The organism is Flavobacterium erigeronis (assembly GCF_054075165.1).
In genome coordinates this window covers 216557-233396 of sequence record NZ_JBSKGP010000001.1, presented here as the reverse complement: position 1 = coordinate 233396, position 16840 = coordinate 216557, and the positions used below count along the sequence as shown (strand labels likewise).

Here is a 16840-nt window from a genome sequence, read left to right as displayed (position 1 = left end):
TTGGTGAAGTTTTTTTTTACTTTATAATGAACAAATTAACTCTACTTCTCTTATATATTGTATTTGCATTTGCGAATGTTGTTACTGCACAAACTAAAGTGAGTGGAGTTGTTTTGGACAAAACAAATCAGCCGATACCTTTTGCAAATGTGGTATTTAAAGGTACAAACATTGGAATTGTATCTAATGAAGATGGCCGTTTTTATTTAGAGTCTCCCAATACTTATAAAACTTTGATTGTAAGTTCTGCAGGATTTTCAGATAAAGAAGTCACTTTGGAAAAAGCAGTTAACTACGATTTTAAAATAGTTTTAGGCGAAGCCGAAGCTTTAAATGAAGTCGTAATTTATACAGGTAAAACTTCGAAGAAGAACAATCCCGCATTGGATATCTTGAGGAAAATCTGGGCAAGAAAACGTAAAAACGGATTGTACCAGTTCAATCAATATCAAATGCAGAAGTACGAAAAAGTCGAGTTTGACATGAATACTATTGATAGTGCATTCATGAAAAACAAACTTTTCAAAGGAATGGAGTTTGTCTTTAATCATGTTGATACTTCTGATGTTACGGGAAAAACCTATCTGCCGATTTTTATAAACGAATCCGTTTATGATGTTTATGGAGACAATAAATTAAAGAAAGTAAAAGAAAATTTAACAGGGAATAAAATGTCTGGTTTTAACGGAAATCAGCAGATTTTATCTTTCGTAAAAGACCTTTATTCTGACTACAACATTTACGATAACCACCTTAAATTTTTTGATAAAAGTTTTACAAGTCCGCTGTCTAAAACGGGAATTGATGTCTACAATTACGTATTGAAAGACAGTGCTTTTATTGACAAAAAATGGTGTTATAATATTGTTTTCTATCCAAGACGTAAAAATGAATTAACTTTTAAAGGAGATTTTTGGGTTAATGATACCACTTTTGCGATCAAAAAAATTAATATGGGCGTTACCAAAAGTGCCAATATTAACTGGGTAAAAGATATTTATATCGAACAGGAATTTGAAGTTGAAAACGATTCTGTTTTTCTTTTGACGCGTGATTACATGATGTCTGATTTTGCTTTAAATAAAAAAGAAAAATCAAAAGGAGTTTACGGAAAACGAACGACTTTGTATCGCGGACATAAATTCAATATTCAGAAACCAGAGAAGTTTTATAAGGAAGAAGTCAATTTTATTGATAATGCTGTTTATGAACGACCGCCGGAATTCTGGGAAGAAAATCGTTTTGAAAAATTAAATAAAGACGAAGCGGGTATTTATAAAATGCTCGATACTTTACAGACCGTTAAGCGATTTAAGCAACTGTATAATCTCGTCTCTATTTTGGGAAGCGGTTATATTGAATTTAAAAACTTCGATTATGGACCAATCTTCTCTACTTTTGGGTATAATGAAGTAGAAGGCTTGCGCTTAAGAGTTGGAGGAAGAACCTATTTTGGACCAAATGACCCTTGGCGTATTCAGGCTTACACTGCATATGGTTTTGATGATAATAAGTTCAAATATGGAGTTTCTGGAAAATGGATGGTTGATAAGAAAAACCGACTTATTATTTCTGGAGGAAATAGGCGCGATATTGAACAGATTGGTGCAAGTTTAACTACAACAAACGATGTTTTAGGGCGAAGTTTTGCTTCATCAGCGTTATTTACTACAGGAAGCAACGGAAAGCTGACGAATATTAATTTGAGCAATGTTTCTATCGAAATGGAAGCAAAAAAGAATTTTATTGTTCAGGCAGGATTCTCCTATCGAACTTTAGAATCGGCATCAAAAACGTTTAGTTTAGATTATTATACTACTTTACCAACCGCTGCAAATCCTGCAGGAACGGTACAAAGTATGGTGAGACAGGCAGAAGCCAATATTCAGTTTGAGTTTATGCCAAACCGAAAAACAATTGGTTACGGGGTAGAAAGGGATTTAGTTGATAGTCCATTTAGTCATTTCTTTGTGAATTTTAGTTACGGATTAAAAGGAGTTTTTGACAGTGATTTTGCGTACGAAAAAATTCAGGTTTTCTACAGACAGCCAATTATTATTGGGCCTTTAGGAAGAAGTAATATTACAGTTGAAACAGGAAAAACATTTGGAACAATTCCATTAGGTTTGATGAGTGTAATTCCAGGTAACCAGACTTATTTTACGATTGAGAATACATTCAGTAACTTAAATTTCTACGAATTCGTTACAGATCAATATACAACTCTGCAATGGAATCATGATTTTGGAGGAAGACTATTCGCGAGAATTCCATTTATGAGAAAACTAAATTGGAGAGAATTCATTGGTGTAAGAGCAGTACACGGAACTATTTCTGATGCCAATCGCGCAATAAATGCTTCTGGATTGCCATACAATGCACCAGAAAAAGTATATTGGGAATACAATGCAGGAATTGGAAATATTTTCAAAGTATTCCGTCTAGATTTCTCATGGAGAGGAAATTATTTAGATATGCCAGACGCACATAAATTTGCAATAAAAGGATCTTTTGGGTTTTATTTTTAGGTTGCAAAGAGACAAAGTTACAAAGTCGCAAAGGTTTTTCTTTGCGGCTTTTTTTGTGATTTGTTTCACGCAGATTTATAAGGATTTAAGCTGATGCGTGCAGATCTTATTTTTAGAATATTAAAAAAATAAATCTGCTTCATCTGCTAGATCTGCGTGAAACAAAAAAACTTCGCGACTTTGCGTCTTTGCGAGATTCTTTTTTATCTAATTTTGGAATAAACTTAAAACACAATCATGCAGGAAGCCATAGATTTTCTATCCTCTAAAAATCCTATATTTCTAGAAATTATAGAAAAATATGGATTGCCTCCAATTCCGAGACGGCCGCCTGGTTTTGAAACTTTGGTTTTGCTGATACTAGAACAGCAAGTCTCTATAGATTCGGCGAAAGCCACATTTTTAAAAATTAAGGTTTATAAAGATTGTACGCCAGAAAACATGGCGGCTTTATCTGATGAAGAATTCAGAAGTTTAGGAGTAAGCCGTCAGAAAACGAAATATATTAAAATTTTAGCGGAAGCGGTTTTAAACAAAGAATTAGATATTGAAAGTTTAGCTTCAAAATCGGCAAAGCAAGTTCGCGAAGAACTAATTAAATTAAAAGGCATAGGAAACTGGACGATTGATATTTATTTGATGTTCTGCCTGGAAGAGCCCGATTTGATTCCGCTAGGAGACATTGCCGTAATCAATACCATCAAAGAATTATTGAATATTCACGACAAACAGGAAATGGAAATTCATGCTGAACAATGGAGTCCTTACCGTTCTTATGCAACCTATTTGCTGTGGCATTATTACTTAAAGAAACGAAATAGAAAAATCACCTATTAAATGCTTGTTTTTTAAACGATAATGAAGATAATTTAACCTTGTTTTTTATTGTAAAACTAGATTCTTTAGTTATTTTTGCAACCGAAATTATAGAAACATTAAAAAACAAAAATGACCGCAGACAAATTAACGACTTTCGATGTATTGATCGAAATACCAAGAGGAAGCAGAAATAAATACGAGTACGATTTTGAAATTAAAAGAATGCGTTTTGACAGAATGTTATTCTCTTCAATGATGTACCCAGCAGATTACGGATTTATTCCAGAAACTTTAGCTTTAGACGGTGATCCTCTTGACGTATTAGTTTTAGTAAACGAGCCAACTTTCCCTGGATGTGTTATGGAAGTTAAGCCAATCGGTGTATTCCACATGGCAGATGATAAAGGGCCAGATGAAAAAATTATTTGTGTACCAGTTTCAGATCCAATCTGGAATTCATTAAACGATCTTTCTGACATGAACCCACACTTAGTAAAAGAAATCGAGCACTTCTTCCAAGTGTACAAAGATCTTGAAAACAAAAAAGTAGATGTTGAAGGATGGGGAGACGTAAAAGAAGCTTACGATATTATCGCTGAGTGTACAAAACGTTTTGATGACATTGAAAATAAACCGGAAGGATTATTTAGTATTAAATAATTTTAACCGCATTCTAATATAAAAAAAGCAATACTGCCGTCAGGAGTATTGCTTTTTTGTTTAAATTCGTTTTAGTTAGATTGTTGACTATTAACCAAAACCATTAAAATATTATGAATGCATTTATGATTTACCTGCCAATTGTTATGGCAGTTTTGGGATTACTTTTCATGGGAATAAAAAGGAGTTGGGTTTTAAAACAAGATGCCGGAGACGGTAAGATGAAAGAGATTTCAGATTACATTTACGAAGGAGCCTTAGCCTTTCTAAAAGCCGAATATAAGTTATTAACCATCTTCGTAATTATAGCCAGTTTAGCTTTGGCAGGAATTACATTTATTCCAGGAGTAAAAACACATTTATTAATCGTAATTGCCTTTATTTTTGGGGCGTTATTTTCGGCTTATGCTGGAAATATCGGAATGAAAATAGCAACCAAAACAAACGTTAGAACTACTCAAGCCGCACGTACAAGCCTTCCTCAGGCATTAAAAGTTTCTTTTGGCGGCGGAACCGTAATGGGACTTGGTGTTGCAGGTTTAGCCGTTTTAGGTTTAACATCATTTTTCATCATTTTCTTCCATCTTTTTTCTGGCGGAGTTTGGAAAGACACTGATACAATGACGGTTGTTCTGGAAACCTTAGCAGGATTTTCTCTAGGAGCTGAATCAATTGCTTTGTTTGCACGTGTAGGAGGTGGAATTTACACAAAAGCTGCCGATGTTGGGGCCGATTTAGTGGGTAAAGTAGAAGCAGGAATTCCAGAAGATGATCCTCGTAACCCGGCAACTATTGCAGATAACGTAGGAGATAACGTGGGGGACGTGGCAGGTATGGGAGCCGATTTGTTCGGATCTTATGTGGCAACTGTTTTAGCCGCTATGGTTCTTGGAAACTATGTGATAAAAGATATGGGCGGAAGCATTAACGATGCTTTCGGCGGAATTGGGCCAATTTTACTTCCAATGGCGATTGCAGGTTTCGGAATTCTATTTTCTATTATTGGAACAACATTAGTAAAAGTTACAGATGATAATGCTAAAGAAGCGCAAGTTCAGAAAGCATTAAATATAGGAAACTGGGTTTCTATTGTTTTAACAGCTGTGGCTTGTTTTTTCTTAGTTCAGTATATGCTGCCAGAAACTATGCAGATGACTTTCTTTGGAGAAGGATCTAAAGCCATTTCATCAATGCGCGTTTTCTATGCAACTTTAGTCGGATTAGTAGTTGGTGGAGCCATTTCATCTGTAACAGAATACTACACAGGATTAGGTACAAAACCAGTATTGGCAATCGTACAAAAATCTTCAACAGGTGCAGGAACAAACGTAATTGCAGGTTTGGCAACAGGAATGATTTCTACGTTTCCAACCGTTTTATTGTTTGCTGTAGCAATTTGGATTTCTTATGCTTTAGCAGGATTTTACGGAGTAGCATTAGCCGCTTCTGCAATGATGGCTACAACCGCTATGCAATTGGCAATCGACGCTTTTGGACCAATCTCTGACAACGCTGGAGGAATTGCCGAAATGAGCGAACTGCCAAAAGAAGTTCGTACAAGAACCGATATTTTAGACTCAGTAGGAAATACAACTGCAGCAACAGGAAAAGGATTTGCGATCGCTTCTGCAGCTTTAACTTCATTAGCGTTATTTGCAGCTTATGTAACCTTTACAGGAATTGATGGAATCAATATTTTTAAAGCGCCAGTTTTAGCCATGTTATTTGTCGGCGGAATGATTCCGGTGGTTTTCTCTGCTTTGGCAATGAATTCTGTTGGAAAAGCCGCCATGGATATGGTGTACGAAGTTCGCCGTCAGTTTAAAGAAATTGCTGGAATTATGGAGGGAACTGCAAAACCAGAATATGGAAAATGTGTGGAAATTTCTACAAAAGCCGCTTTACGCGAAATGATGCTTCCAGGAGTGCTGACAATTGGTTTCCCGATTTTAATTGTTCTTTTAGGAAAGTTAGTTTACACGCACAACAATCAGTTAATTGCTGAAATGCTTGGAGGCTATATGGCTGGAGTTACCGTTTCTGGAGTGCTTTGGGCAGTTTTCCAGAACAATGCTGGAGGTGCTTGGGACAATGCTAAAAAATCTTTTGAAGCAGGAGTTATGATCAACGGAGAAATGACTTATAAAGGTTCTGATGCGCATAAAGCAGCCGTAACTGGAGATACAGTTGGAGATCCGTTTAAAGATACTTCTGGACCTTCAATGAATATTTTAATTAAACTAACTTGTTTAATAGGATTGGTAATTGCTCCAATTTTGGGTGAAGGTCATGCACCTTCTGATATTGCTGCAAAAGCTTCTTGTTGTGCTAAAACAGAAATGCATGCAGATGGTTTCTCTAAATGTGGAGACATGTCTGGAATGACAAAAGAAGAATGTATTAAAATGTGTAAAGAAAAAGGTTGTTCTGAAGAAGAAACAGCAAAATGTCTAGCTCATTTTGATACAACTGGAAAATATCAAAAAACAGATTGTTTTGATACTTCAAAATACCAAAACAGGTCTTCAGTAAAAGTTGAGGTTAAAAACATCAACGGAAAAACGACAGGAACGGTTACCAAAACTGAAAACGGTAAAACAACAACAGAAGTTTTTGAAGGAACTGAAGAAGAAGTTTTAGCAAAAGTCGAAGCTGCGAAATAATTACATCGAACAGAAACCTGACAGGTTTTTAAAACCTGTCAGGTTTAGAATTCAATAGAAAAAGCCTCTAAAAATTTTAGAGGCTTTTGTTTATTGCACTAATGCATATTCTTTAATTAAAATGGAAGCAGGAATTTGAAGTTCTTTAGTTAAAACTCTAATTTGTTTTATAGTAAGCGCTCTTTTTCTTTTGAATATTTCAGATACTCTTGAACGGCTATTTAATAAATTCCCCAAATCGGCATCAGTAAGACCTCTTTGCTCCATTACAAATTTAATTGCTTCAATAGGGTCAGGTTCAGGTATTGGATAATGAATCTTTTCATATTTTTCGATAAGAGTGACCAAAATATCCAATTCATCTCCTTCATCCGTATTGGGTTTAGCATCAAATAAAGCATTTACTCTTTCTAAAGCCAAATCATAATCTTTTTCAGTTTTTATAGGTTTTATTTCCATTTTCTATAAACTTTTTATGTCTTTTAAATCGTCATATTCGTTGTGGGTTCCAACAAATAAGATATATACAATCTGAGTTTCATAATTAATTTTTACAATTAATCTATAATGATTTCCACAGATATTAAAAACTACCTTGTTGTTTCCAACAAAGTCAGCTGAACCAAATATTAATCGAATTTCATTTGAATTTTGAAAGTTGTTTTTATCAAAAATCTGATACCATGATAATAATTGCTGTTTAGCAGAAGGAAAACGTTCCCAAAAATTTTGCAAAGTTCTTTTTGCTATTATTCTCATTACAAAAGTAATTATTTTTTCCCAATACGGGAAATATTTTGTTTAAAACAAAAGTAAGAAAAATATTTCAAAATAATACCTGTTTTAAAAAAGAAAAGGCCTCTAAAATTTATTTTTAGAGGCCTTTTTTATTCGTGTAAATCTGTGAAATTCGTGTTCTAAAACAATCCGTTCAATTCAGCATCAATTCTATTAATGATGTCTCCTAAATCTTCTGGATTGTCAACAAAATTAATGTTATCAACATCAATAATTAAAAGTTTTCCTTTCGTATAAGTCTGAATCCAAGCTTCGTATCTTTCGTTCAAACGGCTTAAATAATCGATTGAAATAGAGTTTTCGTATTCGCGTCCGCGTTTATGAATTTGCCCCACTAAATTTGGGATTGAACTTCTTAAATAAATCAATAAATCAGGAGCTTTTACCAATGATTCCATTAATTCAAACAAAGACGTATAATTTTCAAAATCACGACTTGTCATTAAACCCATTGCATACAAGTTAGGAGCAAAAATATGCGCATCTTCGTAAATCGTTCTATCTTGAATGATTTTTTTTCCGCTTTCGCGAATTTGCTGCACCTGGCGAAAACGGCTGTTCAGGAAATAGATCTGAAGATTGAACGACCAGCGCTCCATCTGATGGTAAAAATCATCCAAATACGGATTATCAACTACATCTTCATAATGAGGTTCCCATTTGAAATGTTTCGCTAATAATTTGGTCAGAGTGGTTTTTCCTGCGCCTATATTTCCTGCTATTGCTATGTGCATTACGGTGTTACGATTTTATAATTTAATATATCTGTAGCTGTAAAAATAGATAAAATTTGGTCTTTGTAATCAAAATTGTCAAAGGTTTTTTCTAAAACTTTAATTTCAGAAACCTTCTCAATACCCGATTTATCAATCTCTGTAAGAAACAAGTGATTAGCTTTACTAAAAATATATTTTGAACTGCCAATAATTTGAATTTTATCAAATTCTCCGACTTTTCCAAGCGAAGTAATTTTTCCAAAAATATCACAAGAATACCAGTTGTTTTTTTTATCAATCCAATAGAAAGTATTGAAATCGGTTTGATAATATTTAATTGGTTCTGTTAACGGAATCGAAGCGGTTTTGTATTCATTTTTTAAATAATCAAAAAGACCAATCTGCTGATTTAAAGTGTTGTAAATCCATAATTGATTTTGAGTTGACATCCCGATTGCGCTAACGACAATTGGAGTTGCGTTCTGCGAAAAATTAATTTCGGTCATTTTGTTTAATTGATTGTCCAATAAAACAACGCTATTGAAGTCTTCATAAAACAATACAATTTTTAACGGATTCTGAAGATCGACTTTTGTAATTTTTCCTAAAGAAACATTCTTGTATTCGAAAATTTCTTTGCCTTTAATTTTACTAAAAACATTGTTGGTAATCTGATACGAATATCCAAAAGCATCATATCCTAAAAATATATCAGAAGTATTTTTGTACTGCGAAATTAAAATCGGATTTATGCTCAAATCCTGAGCTGAAAGTGCATTAAAAGTGCAGAAAACAAATAGAGAGAATAAAAATTTTTGCACAGTTCCAAGCATTAGAAAATTAATTTACAAGAGCACCAAATTACGAAAAACTCTTTTTAAAAAATCGATTTTAAGGCTTAAACCTTTTTTTAATCTAATAGTCTAAAAAATAAGCGGTTCTATCTATGCTTAGAAGCCATTAATATATTTAGTTTTTAAGATTTTAAAATAAATAATACATTTGAATGTAAGTTTTATCGGATTTACTCACTTTTAATGAAAATGAAATGAAGAAAATATTTTTTTATATGACGTTGCTGCTTGTTTCTACGCAAATTCAGGCGCAAAAAGACTTTCAGGGAATGGCTGTTTACGAGTCAAAAACACAAGCGCCCAAGTTTGAAGGAATGCGTGGGAACAGAGACATTACACCAGAAATGCAGAAAAATATGGAAGAGCGTATGAAAAAAATGCTCGAAAAAACATTCATATTAAACTTCGATAAATCGGCCTCTATTTATAAAGAAGAAGAAAAACTAGAAGCACCAGGCCAGCAGCAAGGAGGTTTTCGTGTTATGTTTGGTTCGCTTACAGGTGGCGGAGGAACTTTTTATAAAGATGTAAAAACAAAAAGCTATACGGTAGATAAGGAATTTATGGGTAAAGAATTTCTTGTTGTTGATTCGCTCCCAAAATTAGAGTGGAAATTGGAACAGGAAACCAAGCAAATTGGCGGTTACAACTGTTTTAAAGCAACTGCAGTAAAGCAAGCAAGCAAAACCGATTTTAGAAATTTCAGACCTAAAAAGGAAGACGATAAAAAAGACGAAGCAAAAAAGATTTCTGGAGAGACAAAAACGAATTTTGCCGATAACTTCGAAATACCTAAAGAAATTGTTGTAACAGCTTGGTATACGCCAGAAATTCCTGTAAACCAAGGCCCAGAAAACTATTGGGGACTTCCTGGGTTAATTCTAGAAATCAACGATGGAACAACTACGATTTTGTGTTCTAAAATTGTTTTGAATGCGAAGGATAAAGTAGAGATAAAACCGTCTAAAAAAGGAAAAGTAGTTTCGCAGAAAGAATACGATGAAACGGTAATTAAAAAAATGGAAGAATTTAGAGAGACAAACCGTGGACGTGGAGGTATGGCTCCGCCAATGGGAAGATAAATTTTTATAAAATCCCAAATCTCAAATCTCAAATTCCAAAGTTCGAATTTCAAAATTCCAATATTCTGATAATGAATAAAACACTTTTCATCTTTGCCTTACTTTTTACTTCTATATGTTTTTCTCAAAGTATTCGCTTTGATGGTTTTATACAGGACGAACAGAAAAATCCGTTGGAGATGGCCAATATTATGGCTATTAATAATGGTACAAAAGCAATGGATTCGTACGGGATTACCAACGACAAAGGAAAGTTTCAGCTGACTTTAAAACCAAATACGGCCTACACAATTAAAGTAAGTTATTTGGGAATGAAATCGAAAGAAATCGCGGTTTCAACAAAAGCTGAAAATATGACTCAGAATATTGTTTTGGATGGCACAGGAATCGAATTGGAAGGCGTTGAAATTGTGCGTGAAATGCCTGTTTCTATAAAAGGAGACACGATTGTGTATAATGCAGATTCTTTTAAAACCGGAACAGAAAAAAAGCTGGAAGATGTTTTGAAAAAGCTTCCTGGTGTTGAGGTAAATGCCGACGGAGAAATTGAAGTGGAAGGGAAAAAAGTATCCAAATTAATGGTGGAAGGAAAAGATTTTTTTGATGGAGACACCAAACTAGGCGTTAAAAATATTCCAGCCGATGCGATTGATAAAGTGCAGGTTTTAAGAAATTACAATGAAATTAGCCAATTGAAAGGTCTTGAAAACGATCAGGATAATGTGGCGATGAACATCAAACTGAAAGAAGGAAAAAAGAACTTTTGGTTTGGTGATGTAACCGCTGGAATTGGAGTTGCAGAACTCGACAGTCGCTATATTATTAATCCGAAACTGTTTTATTACAGTCCGAAATACAGCATTAATTTAATAACCAATTTTAATAATATTGGAGAATTGCCACTTACCGCGCAAGACTATTTTAAGTTCACGGGCGGATTTAAAAATATGATGAAAAAGGGCGGAAGTAGTTTTAATGTTTCTTCAAATGATTTAGGAATTTCATTGCTGAGAAATAATCGCGCTAAAGAAATCGAAACCAAATTTGGAGCAACAAATTTTGCTTATTCTGTTAATAAAGCTTGGAATCTAAGTGGTTTTGGAATTCTTTCGACTTCAAAAACAGATTTAGAAACCAAATCTCAAACTACGATTTTGGATTCTGGCGATCAGCAGAAACGTGATGAAATTACTCATCAGAAAAATAATTTGGGACTTTTTAAACTGAGTTCGACTTATAAACCAAGCGATAAATTTCAGTTTGATTATGATATTTTGACTAAACTGACCAAGCAAAATGAAGATACCGATTTACTTCGTGAGTCAATTGTAAGCGATGTTTCGGCGGTTGAAACCATTTTAACAGGAAAGAAACAAGACCCAACTTCTATTAATCAGAATTTGAGTTTGTATTATACGCAAAGTGCTAAAAACATTTTTGCTTTTGAAATGCAGCATTTGTATCAAGATGAAAATCCATTTTATAATGCCAATTTAAGATCGCAGCCTTTTGATTTGTCAGGATACATTTCGGGACAAAACAGAAACGATCTGAATCAGGATCGGTTTGTGAAAACTAATAAATTGGATGCCAAATTGGATTACTATTATATGGTAACGCCAAAAAGTAACATCAATATTACTTTAGGAAATACGTATTCCTATCAAAACTTCAATTCTCACATCTTTCAAATGTTAGATAATGGAGATCGAAATGATTTAAATAATTCTGAAAATAATAACGATGTTGATTACCGTTTTAATGATGCGTTTTTAGGTTTTCATTATAAAATATTGACTGGAAAGTTTACGTTTACACCTGGAGTAAGTTTGCATACGTATCAAATGACAAACGGACAATTAGGAAGCGATTATTCTCAGAATTTTGTAAAAGTGTTGCCAGATTTCTTCGCTTTATATCAAATCAAAAAATCAGAAACGCTGACGTATAATTTTTCTTTAACGAATGATTTTACCGATATCAATCAGCTGGCAGCGGGTTATGTTTTGTCAGATTACAGCAGTTTATTTCGCGGAAATCGTTTCTTAGAAAATGCCACTTCGCAAGTACATTCGCTTCGTTATTTTAAATATAACATGTTCAATTTTGAGAACATTTTTGCCAATGCAACTTATACTAGAAAAGTAGATGCGATAAAAACGCAGGCAAATTTTGATGGGATTAACCAATCTTCGGTTCCTTACAATTCGAATCTGGCAGACGAAACGGTATCGGGAATGGGAGCTTACGGACGTTCGTTTTTAAAAAACTATAAAGCTTCAGTTAATGCGAGTCTTAATTGGTCTAAATTCAATAACATACAAAATGATGAGTTAAGAACTACTGAAAGTTTTGTACAAAGTTATACGATAAGAGCTTCAACAAATTATAAAAAACTTCCGAATATTGAGTTTGGATATAATCTTTTGGTTAACAAATACAGCGGTTCAACTTTTTATACCGATAAGCCATTTGCAAGATTAGATTACTACTTTTTGGACAGTTTTTCTTTTGTATCTGAATATGAATTCTACCATTATTATAATGGAGATAAATCGGTTGATAACGAATATGATTTCCTAAGTGCGAGTTTAATTTACCAGAAAAAGAACAGCAAATGGGAATATAAAGTTTCGGCAACCAATCTGTTAAACACAACTTATCTTAATGATGACAGTTTTTCGCAGTTCTCAACCCGAGTTTCTCAGTACACCGTTCAGCCTCGATACATTATATTTTCGATGAAATATAATTTGTAGTATTTTTGTTGCTAATATAGCGCGTTTTGTGATTTGTTTAATGAAGAATCAAATATCTTTGTGATTCATACATTATCAACCAAAATCTTAATTATGCGCAACTTTATTTGGAGTTTAGTACTCTTGTTTATTGGAACATTTGTTTCTTTTTCTCAAACAACTGGCATTGAAAAAGGAACTTATTTATCGATTAATAAAGGTCAGAAAATCAAATTGAATTTATTAGATGATAATAAATACGAACTGGTTTTTTATTCTGGCGGTTACGAGGTAAAAGGCGATTCTTTACTATTTGCAAAAAATCCATCAGCACAGACCAATTTTGATCTTTCTTTCAAGGTAGATAAAAATGCTAAAAACATAAAAATAAAGTTTACGGATCCTTCCTATTATTCTTTTTATATCGGAACTCAAAAAGGTAAAGAAGAAGTGCAATACCAGAGAATTTCGGATATTAAAACTAAAGTCGATCCAGAATATGCAAAAATCGATTTGGATTTTGAAATTGAAAAAACGGATTTCTTATATCTAGTTTATGAAGAATATGGAGGTAAAAGCATTGTTTACAAATATGCGCTGCCAAAAGATGTTTCAGAAATAACAATCAATTATGAATTGGCAGTTTTGGGCGATTTACAAATTGCAGGATACTTTGATAAACAAACCAACGAACTTAGAATTTCAGAGAAATCAGGATTGAATCCGTTGGTATTTGTGAATGAAAAAGATCCTCAGCCGGTTAAGAAAATACCAAAAGTTGCTCCTCTTGAAACTCAGACCGTTTCAAATTGGACTTATCCAGGAAAAGATAATACTTTATTAAGTGATGATTTTGGGGTTGCAGTAGACACCACAGCTATTGTTGAAGCAACAATTCCGCCGCCGGCATACAACAAATATGATTTCAAATTAAAAATCGAAAGCAATCTTAAAAAAGCAATTGAGTCTACAAAATCAGCCAGCAATAAATTTTTGGTTGTTGTAGTAGACAGCAAAAACAAATCGGCTAAAGAGAGTTTTGACAATTTTGTAAAAGAACAGGAAACGCAAACAGGATATAATATGTACGATTCGTACAATGCGCTTTATGATATTTACAATTATTATTTGGCTGGAGCCGATGATAAAAAATGGCTTAAAAACAATAAAATCATCAGCGATCCAAGCATTATTATTTTAAACGGAGAAGGAAATCAGCTGGCTATTGCAAAATCTGATTTGGCAACACAACAATATCAGTTTAGTTATTATGGCGATTTCTACAGAAGATTGCAGAGAGCAAATGCTTTTCTTTCTATCAATACTATTTTAAAGAATAAAAAAGCATCTGATGCCGATTTAATAAATGCTTTTAATAAAGCTGCTTTACTAGAATCATCTTATGATTATGAGGGAGCATATACAGTAACCGATCCAAATTCAACGGAATTCGTAATAACTAAAACAGCTTTAGACCAAAAAGAAGTGGCGCAATCTTGGAAAAAACTGATTGAAGCGCATCAAAAAGATAAAGCGGTAAACATGTATTTGGTCGAAACGATTTTGAAAGAAATCAAAAACCAAGGATTTACAAAACAGCTATTTAGTACAGACAGAGTTTTGAATGATACCGATTTCTTAGCAATAGATTATGTCTTAAAACATTCAGATGAAATCGAAAGTATTCGTTCTGGTTTTAACACTAAAATAGGAGAAATTCATAGTGTTGGAAACCCGATTTCTGAAATTTCAGATGCCCTGCAGCAAAATCTTTACGCTTCTCAAGATGGAGTTTCTGGCGAAATAAACAGAGAAAAAGTCAATGCTATTTATAAAAAAATCATTGCTTCAGGAAAAGGAAATTTTGATGCCTATAGAAACTACTTCTATTATTTAAGCCAAATTACAGACAAAGACGGTTCTAATACCACTTATTTAAAAGAGTTTAATACGTATTTCGATTCTACTTTAGCAGGAACAAGTCCGATTGAGAAATTAGATGCGATTTTTTCAACATTAGATTCCAGTTCAAGCTATTCTTATGACGGATGGAATATGTTTAAAGAATATCATTCTAGTACAGCAAACACTGCGGCATGGGCTGTAGTTACAAACCCGCTGAATGCTAACTTTTTAAAAGATGCTATCAAATGGTCAGAATATAGTTTGGTTATAACAAAAAATAGTCCTTATTATTTAGACACTTTGGCTCAACTATATTACAAAGACGGACAAAAGCAAAAAGCAATTGAAACACAAACTTTGGCAGTAAAGTATTTAAATGAAGGTGTCGACGGCGAAAGTGCAAACGAAATGAAAGAAGTGCTAAATAAAATGCAGAATGGAACTTATTAAATAAAAACTCTTATGAGTAAAAAGAAAAAGCCGATTTCTCAATAGAAATCGGCTTTTTTATATTGGAAGTCTAACTATCTAAGTTAGTCTAAAGATCTAGATTACAATCCAAATGCAGCTTTTACTTGGTCAACAAAATCAAGTTTTTCCCATGTAAACAACTCAACAGTAACTGTTTTTTCGTTTCCACCTGGAGCAGAGAAAGTTTTAGTTACAGTTTCTGGTTTACGTCCCATGTGTCCGTAAGCAGCAGTTTCGCTATAGATTGGGTTTCTTAATTTTAAACGTTGCTCGATAAAGTAAGGACGCATATCAAAGATAGCTTCTACTTTTTTAGCGATTTCACCGTTTGTTAAGTTTACTTTAGAAGTTCCGTAAGTTTCAATGAAAATTCCCATTGGCTCAGCAACTCCAATTGCGTAAGAAACCTGAACTAAGATTTCGTCAGCAACACCAGCAGCAACTAAGTTTTTAGCGATATGACGTGTAGCATAAGCAGCACTTCTATCTACTTTACTTGGATCTTTTCCAGAGAATGCACCACCACCGTGAGCACCTTTTCCTCCGTAAGTATCTACAATAATTTTTCTTCCTGTTAAACCAGTATCTCCGTGAGGTCCTCCAATAACGAATTTTCCTGTTGGGTTAATGTGGTAGTTGATTTTATCGTTAAATAAATGAGCGTGCTCTGGATTTTTAGCGATAATTCTTGGAATCAAGATTTCGATAATATCTTTTTTGATTTTAGAAAGCATTGCCGCTTCTTCGTCAAAATCATCATGTTGAGTTGAGATAACAATCGCATCAATACGAGTTGGTTTGTTATCATCGCTGTATTCTAAAGTTACCTGAGATTTAGCATCTGGACGTAAATAAGTGATCTCTTTGTTTTCACGTCTTAAAATAGCTAACTCTTGTAATAATTTATGAGATAAATCTAATGCAAGAGGCATGTAGTTTTCAGTTTCGTTTGTAGCGTAACCAAACATCATTCCTTGGTCACCTGCACCTTGCTCTTCTGGCTTAGCTCTGTCAACACCTTGGTTAATGTCTGCAGACTGCTCGTGAATTGCAGAAAGAATTCCGCAAGAGTTTGCTTCAAACATATATTCACTTTTAGTATATCCAATTTTACGGATTACCTCACGTGCAATGTTTTGTACATCAAGATAAGTATTCGATTTTACTTCACCTGCTAAAATAACCTGACCAGTTGTAACCAATGTTTCACAAGCTACTTTTGAGTCAGCGTCAAATGCCAAAAAGTTGTCAATTAATGCGTCCGAAATTTGATCTGCAACTTTGTCTGGATGCCCTTCACTAACAGATTCTGACGTAAATAAATAAGCCATAATAATGTATTAAATTTGTATAAATTAAAATTTAGCGAGGAAAAAATAATTGCAAAAAAGGGCTAAAGGAGAGTTGCTGCTTTAGCATTTTTTAATGCCGAAATTTATCTCTCGGCAATCATAATGAACCATTTCATTATGAAGAGGTTGCAATCAGTTCAAATTTTTCCTCTGTATTCGCGTGCAAAGGTATGAAACCATTTTGATTTGCAAATTAAAGTTCAACTTTTTTTATTTTAATCCATTAAAATTTAACACAAGTATAGTAATTTGAT

12 protein-coding genes are annotated in these 16840 nt (G+C 33.7%); 7 read left to right on the top strand and 5 right to left on the bottom strand.

The window, feature by feature from the left end; translation table 11 throughout:
* The first annotated feature begins 26 nt into the window (after positions 1-26).
* The 4 genes from ACWA1F_RS00935 (at position 27) to ACWA1F_RS00920 (ending at position 6670) form a co-directional block, all read left to right on the top strand.
* The gene (locus tag ACWA1F_RS00935) at positions 27-2528 is read left to right on the top strand and encodes a DUF5686 and carboxypeptidase-like regulatory domain-containing protein (protein WP_456890873.1); all 2502 of its coding nucleotides are present in this window, start codon (positions 27-29) and stop codon (positions 2526-2528) included.
* 237 nt (positions 2529-2765) lie between these two features.
* Positions 2766-3365 carry a DNA-3-methyladenine glycosylase family protein gene (locus tag ACWA1F_RS00930; protein ID WP_456890871.1) on the top strand — a complete coding sequence of 200 codons (600 nt, stop codon included), beginning with the start codon at positions 2766-2768 and terminating at the stop codon, positions 3363-3365.
* Positions 3366-3476: 111 nt separating this feature from the next.
* Entirely contained in the window at positions 3477-4007 is a 531-nt protein-coding gene (locus ACWA1F_RS00925) for an inorganic diphosphatase (RefSeq protein WP_306155797.1), read from the top strand.
* Between the two features lie 113 nt (positions 4008-4120).
* A complete protein-coding gene (locus ACWA1F_RS00920; RefSeq protein WP_456890870.1) occupies positions 4121-6670 on the top strand; it encodes a sodium-translocating pyrophosphatase in 2550 nt (849 codons plus the stop codon).
* A 90-nt stretch (positions 6671-6760) separates the two neighbouring features.
* Here ACWA1F_RS00920 and ACWA1F_RS00915 read toward each other — a convergent pair whose 3' ends face one another.
* The 4 genes from ACWA1F_RS00915 to ACWA1F_RS00900 form a co-directional block, all read right to left on the bottom strand.
* Positions 6761-7129, bottom strand: coding sequence for a helix-turn-helix domain-containing protein (locus ACWA1F_RS00915; RefSeq protein ID WP_456890869.1), 369 nt, complete (start codon positions 7127-7129; stop codon positions 6761-6763).
* Positions 7130-7132: 3 nt separating this feature from the next.
* The gene (locus ACWA1F_RS00910) at positions 7133-7429 is read right to left on the bottom strand and encodes a type II toxin-antitoxin system HigB family toxin (RefSeq protein ID WP_456890867.1); all 297 of its coding nucleotides are present in this window, start codon (positions 7427-7429) and stop codon (positions 7133-7135) included.
* 158 nt (positions 7430-7587) lie between these two features.
* A complete protein-coding gene (locus ACWA1F_RS00905; RefSeq protein ID WP_129746158.1) occupies positions 7588-8202 on the bottom strand; it encodes a deoxynucleoside kinase in 615 nt (204 codons plus the stop codon).
* Positions 8202-9017, bottom strand: coding sequence for a hypothetical protein (locus tag ACWA1F_RS00900; RefSeq protein WP_456890866.1), 816 nt, complete (start codon positions 9015-9017; stop codon positions 8202-8204). Before ACWA1F_RS00900 ends, ACWA1F_RS00905 begins: the two co-directional genes overlap by 1 nt.
* Before the next feature lie 215 nt (positions 9018-9232).
* Between ACWA1F_RS00900 and ACWA1F_RS00895 the strand changes: the two genes are divergently transcribed.
* From ACWA1F_RS00895 to ACWA1F_RS00885, 3 genes are all read left to right on the top strand, one after another.
* Entirely contained in the window at positions 9233-10120 is an 888-nt protein-coding gene (locus ACWA1F_RS00895; RefSeq protein WP_456890864.1) for a GLPGLI family protein, read from the top strand.
* A gap of 71 nt (positions 10121-10191) precedes the next feature.
* A complete protein-coding gene (locus ACWA1F_RS00890) occupies positions 10192-12879 on the top strand; it encodes a carboxypeptidase-like regulatory domain-containing protein (RefSeq protein ID WP_456890863.1) in 2688 nt (895 codons plus the stop codon).
* A 93-nt stretch (positions 12880-12972) separates the two neighbouring features.
* Positions 12973-15213: a hypothetical protein gene (locus tag ACWA1F_RS00885; protein ID WP_456890861.1), complete on the top strand. Its 2241-nt coding sequence runs from the start codon at positions 12973-12975 to the stop codon at positions 15211-15213.
* A gap of 101 nt (positions 15214-15314) precedes the next feature.
* On the opposite strand, the gene metK is transcribed toward ACWA1F_RS00885, so the two are convergent.
* Complete coding sequence (gene metK, locus ACWA1F_RS00880; protein ID WP_306155805.1) at positions 15315-16565, bottom strand: methionine adenosyltransferase; 1251 nt, start codon at positions 16563-16565, stop codon at positions 15315-15317.
* Positions 16566-16840 lie beyond the last annotated feature (275 nt).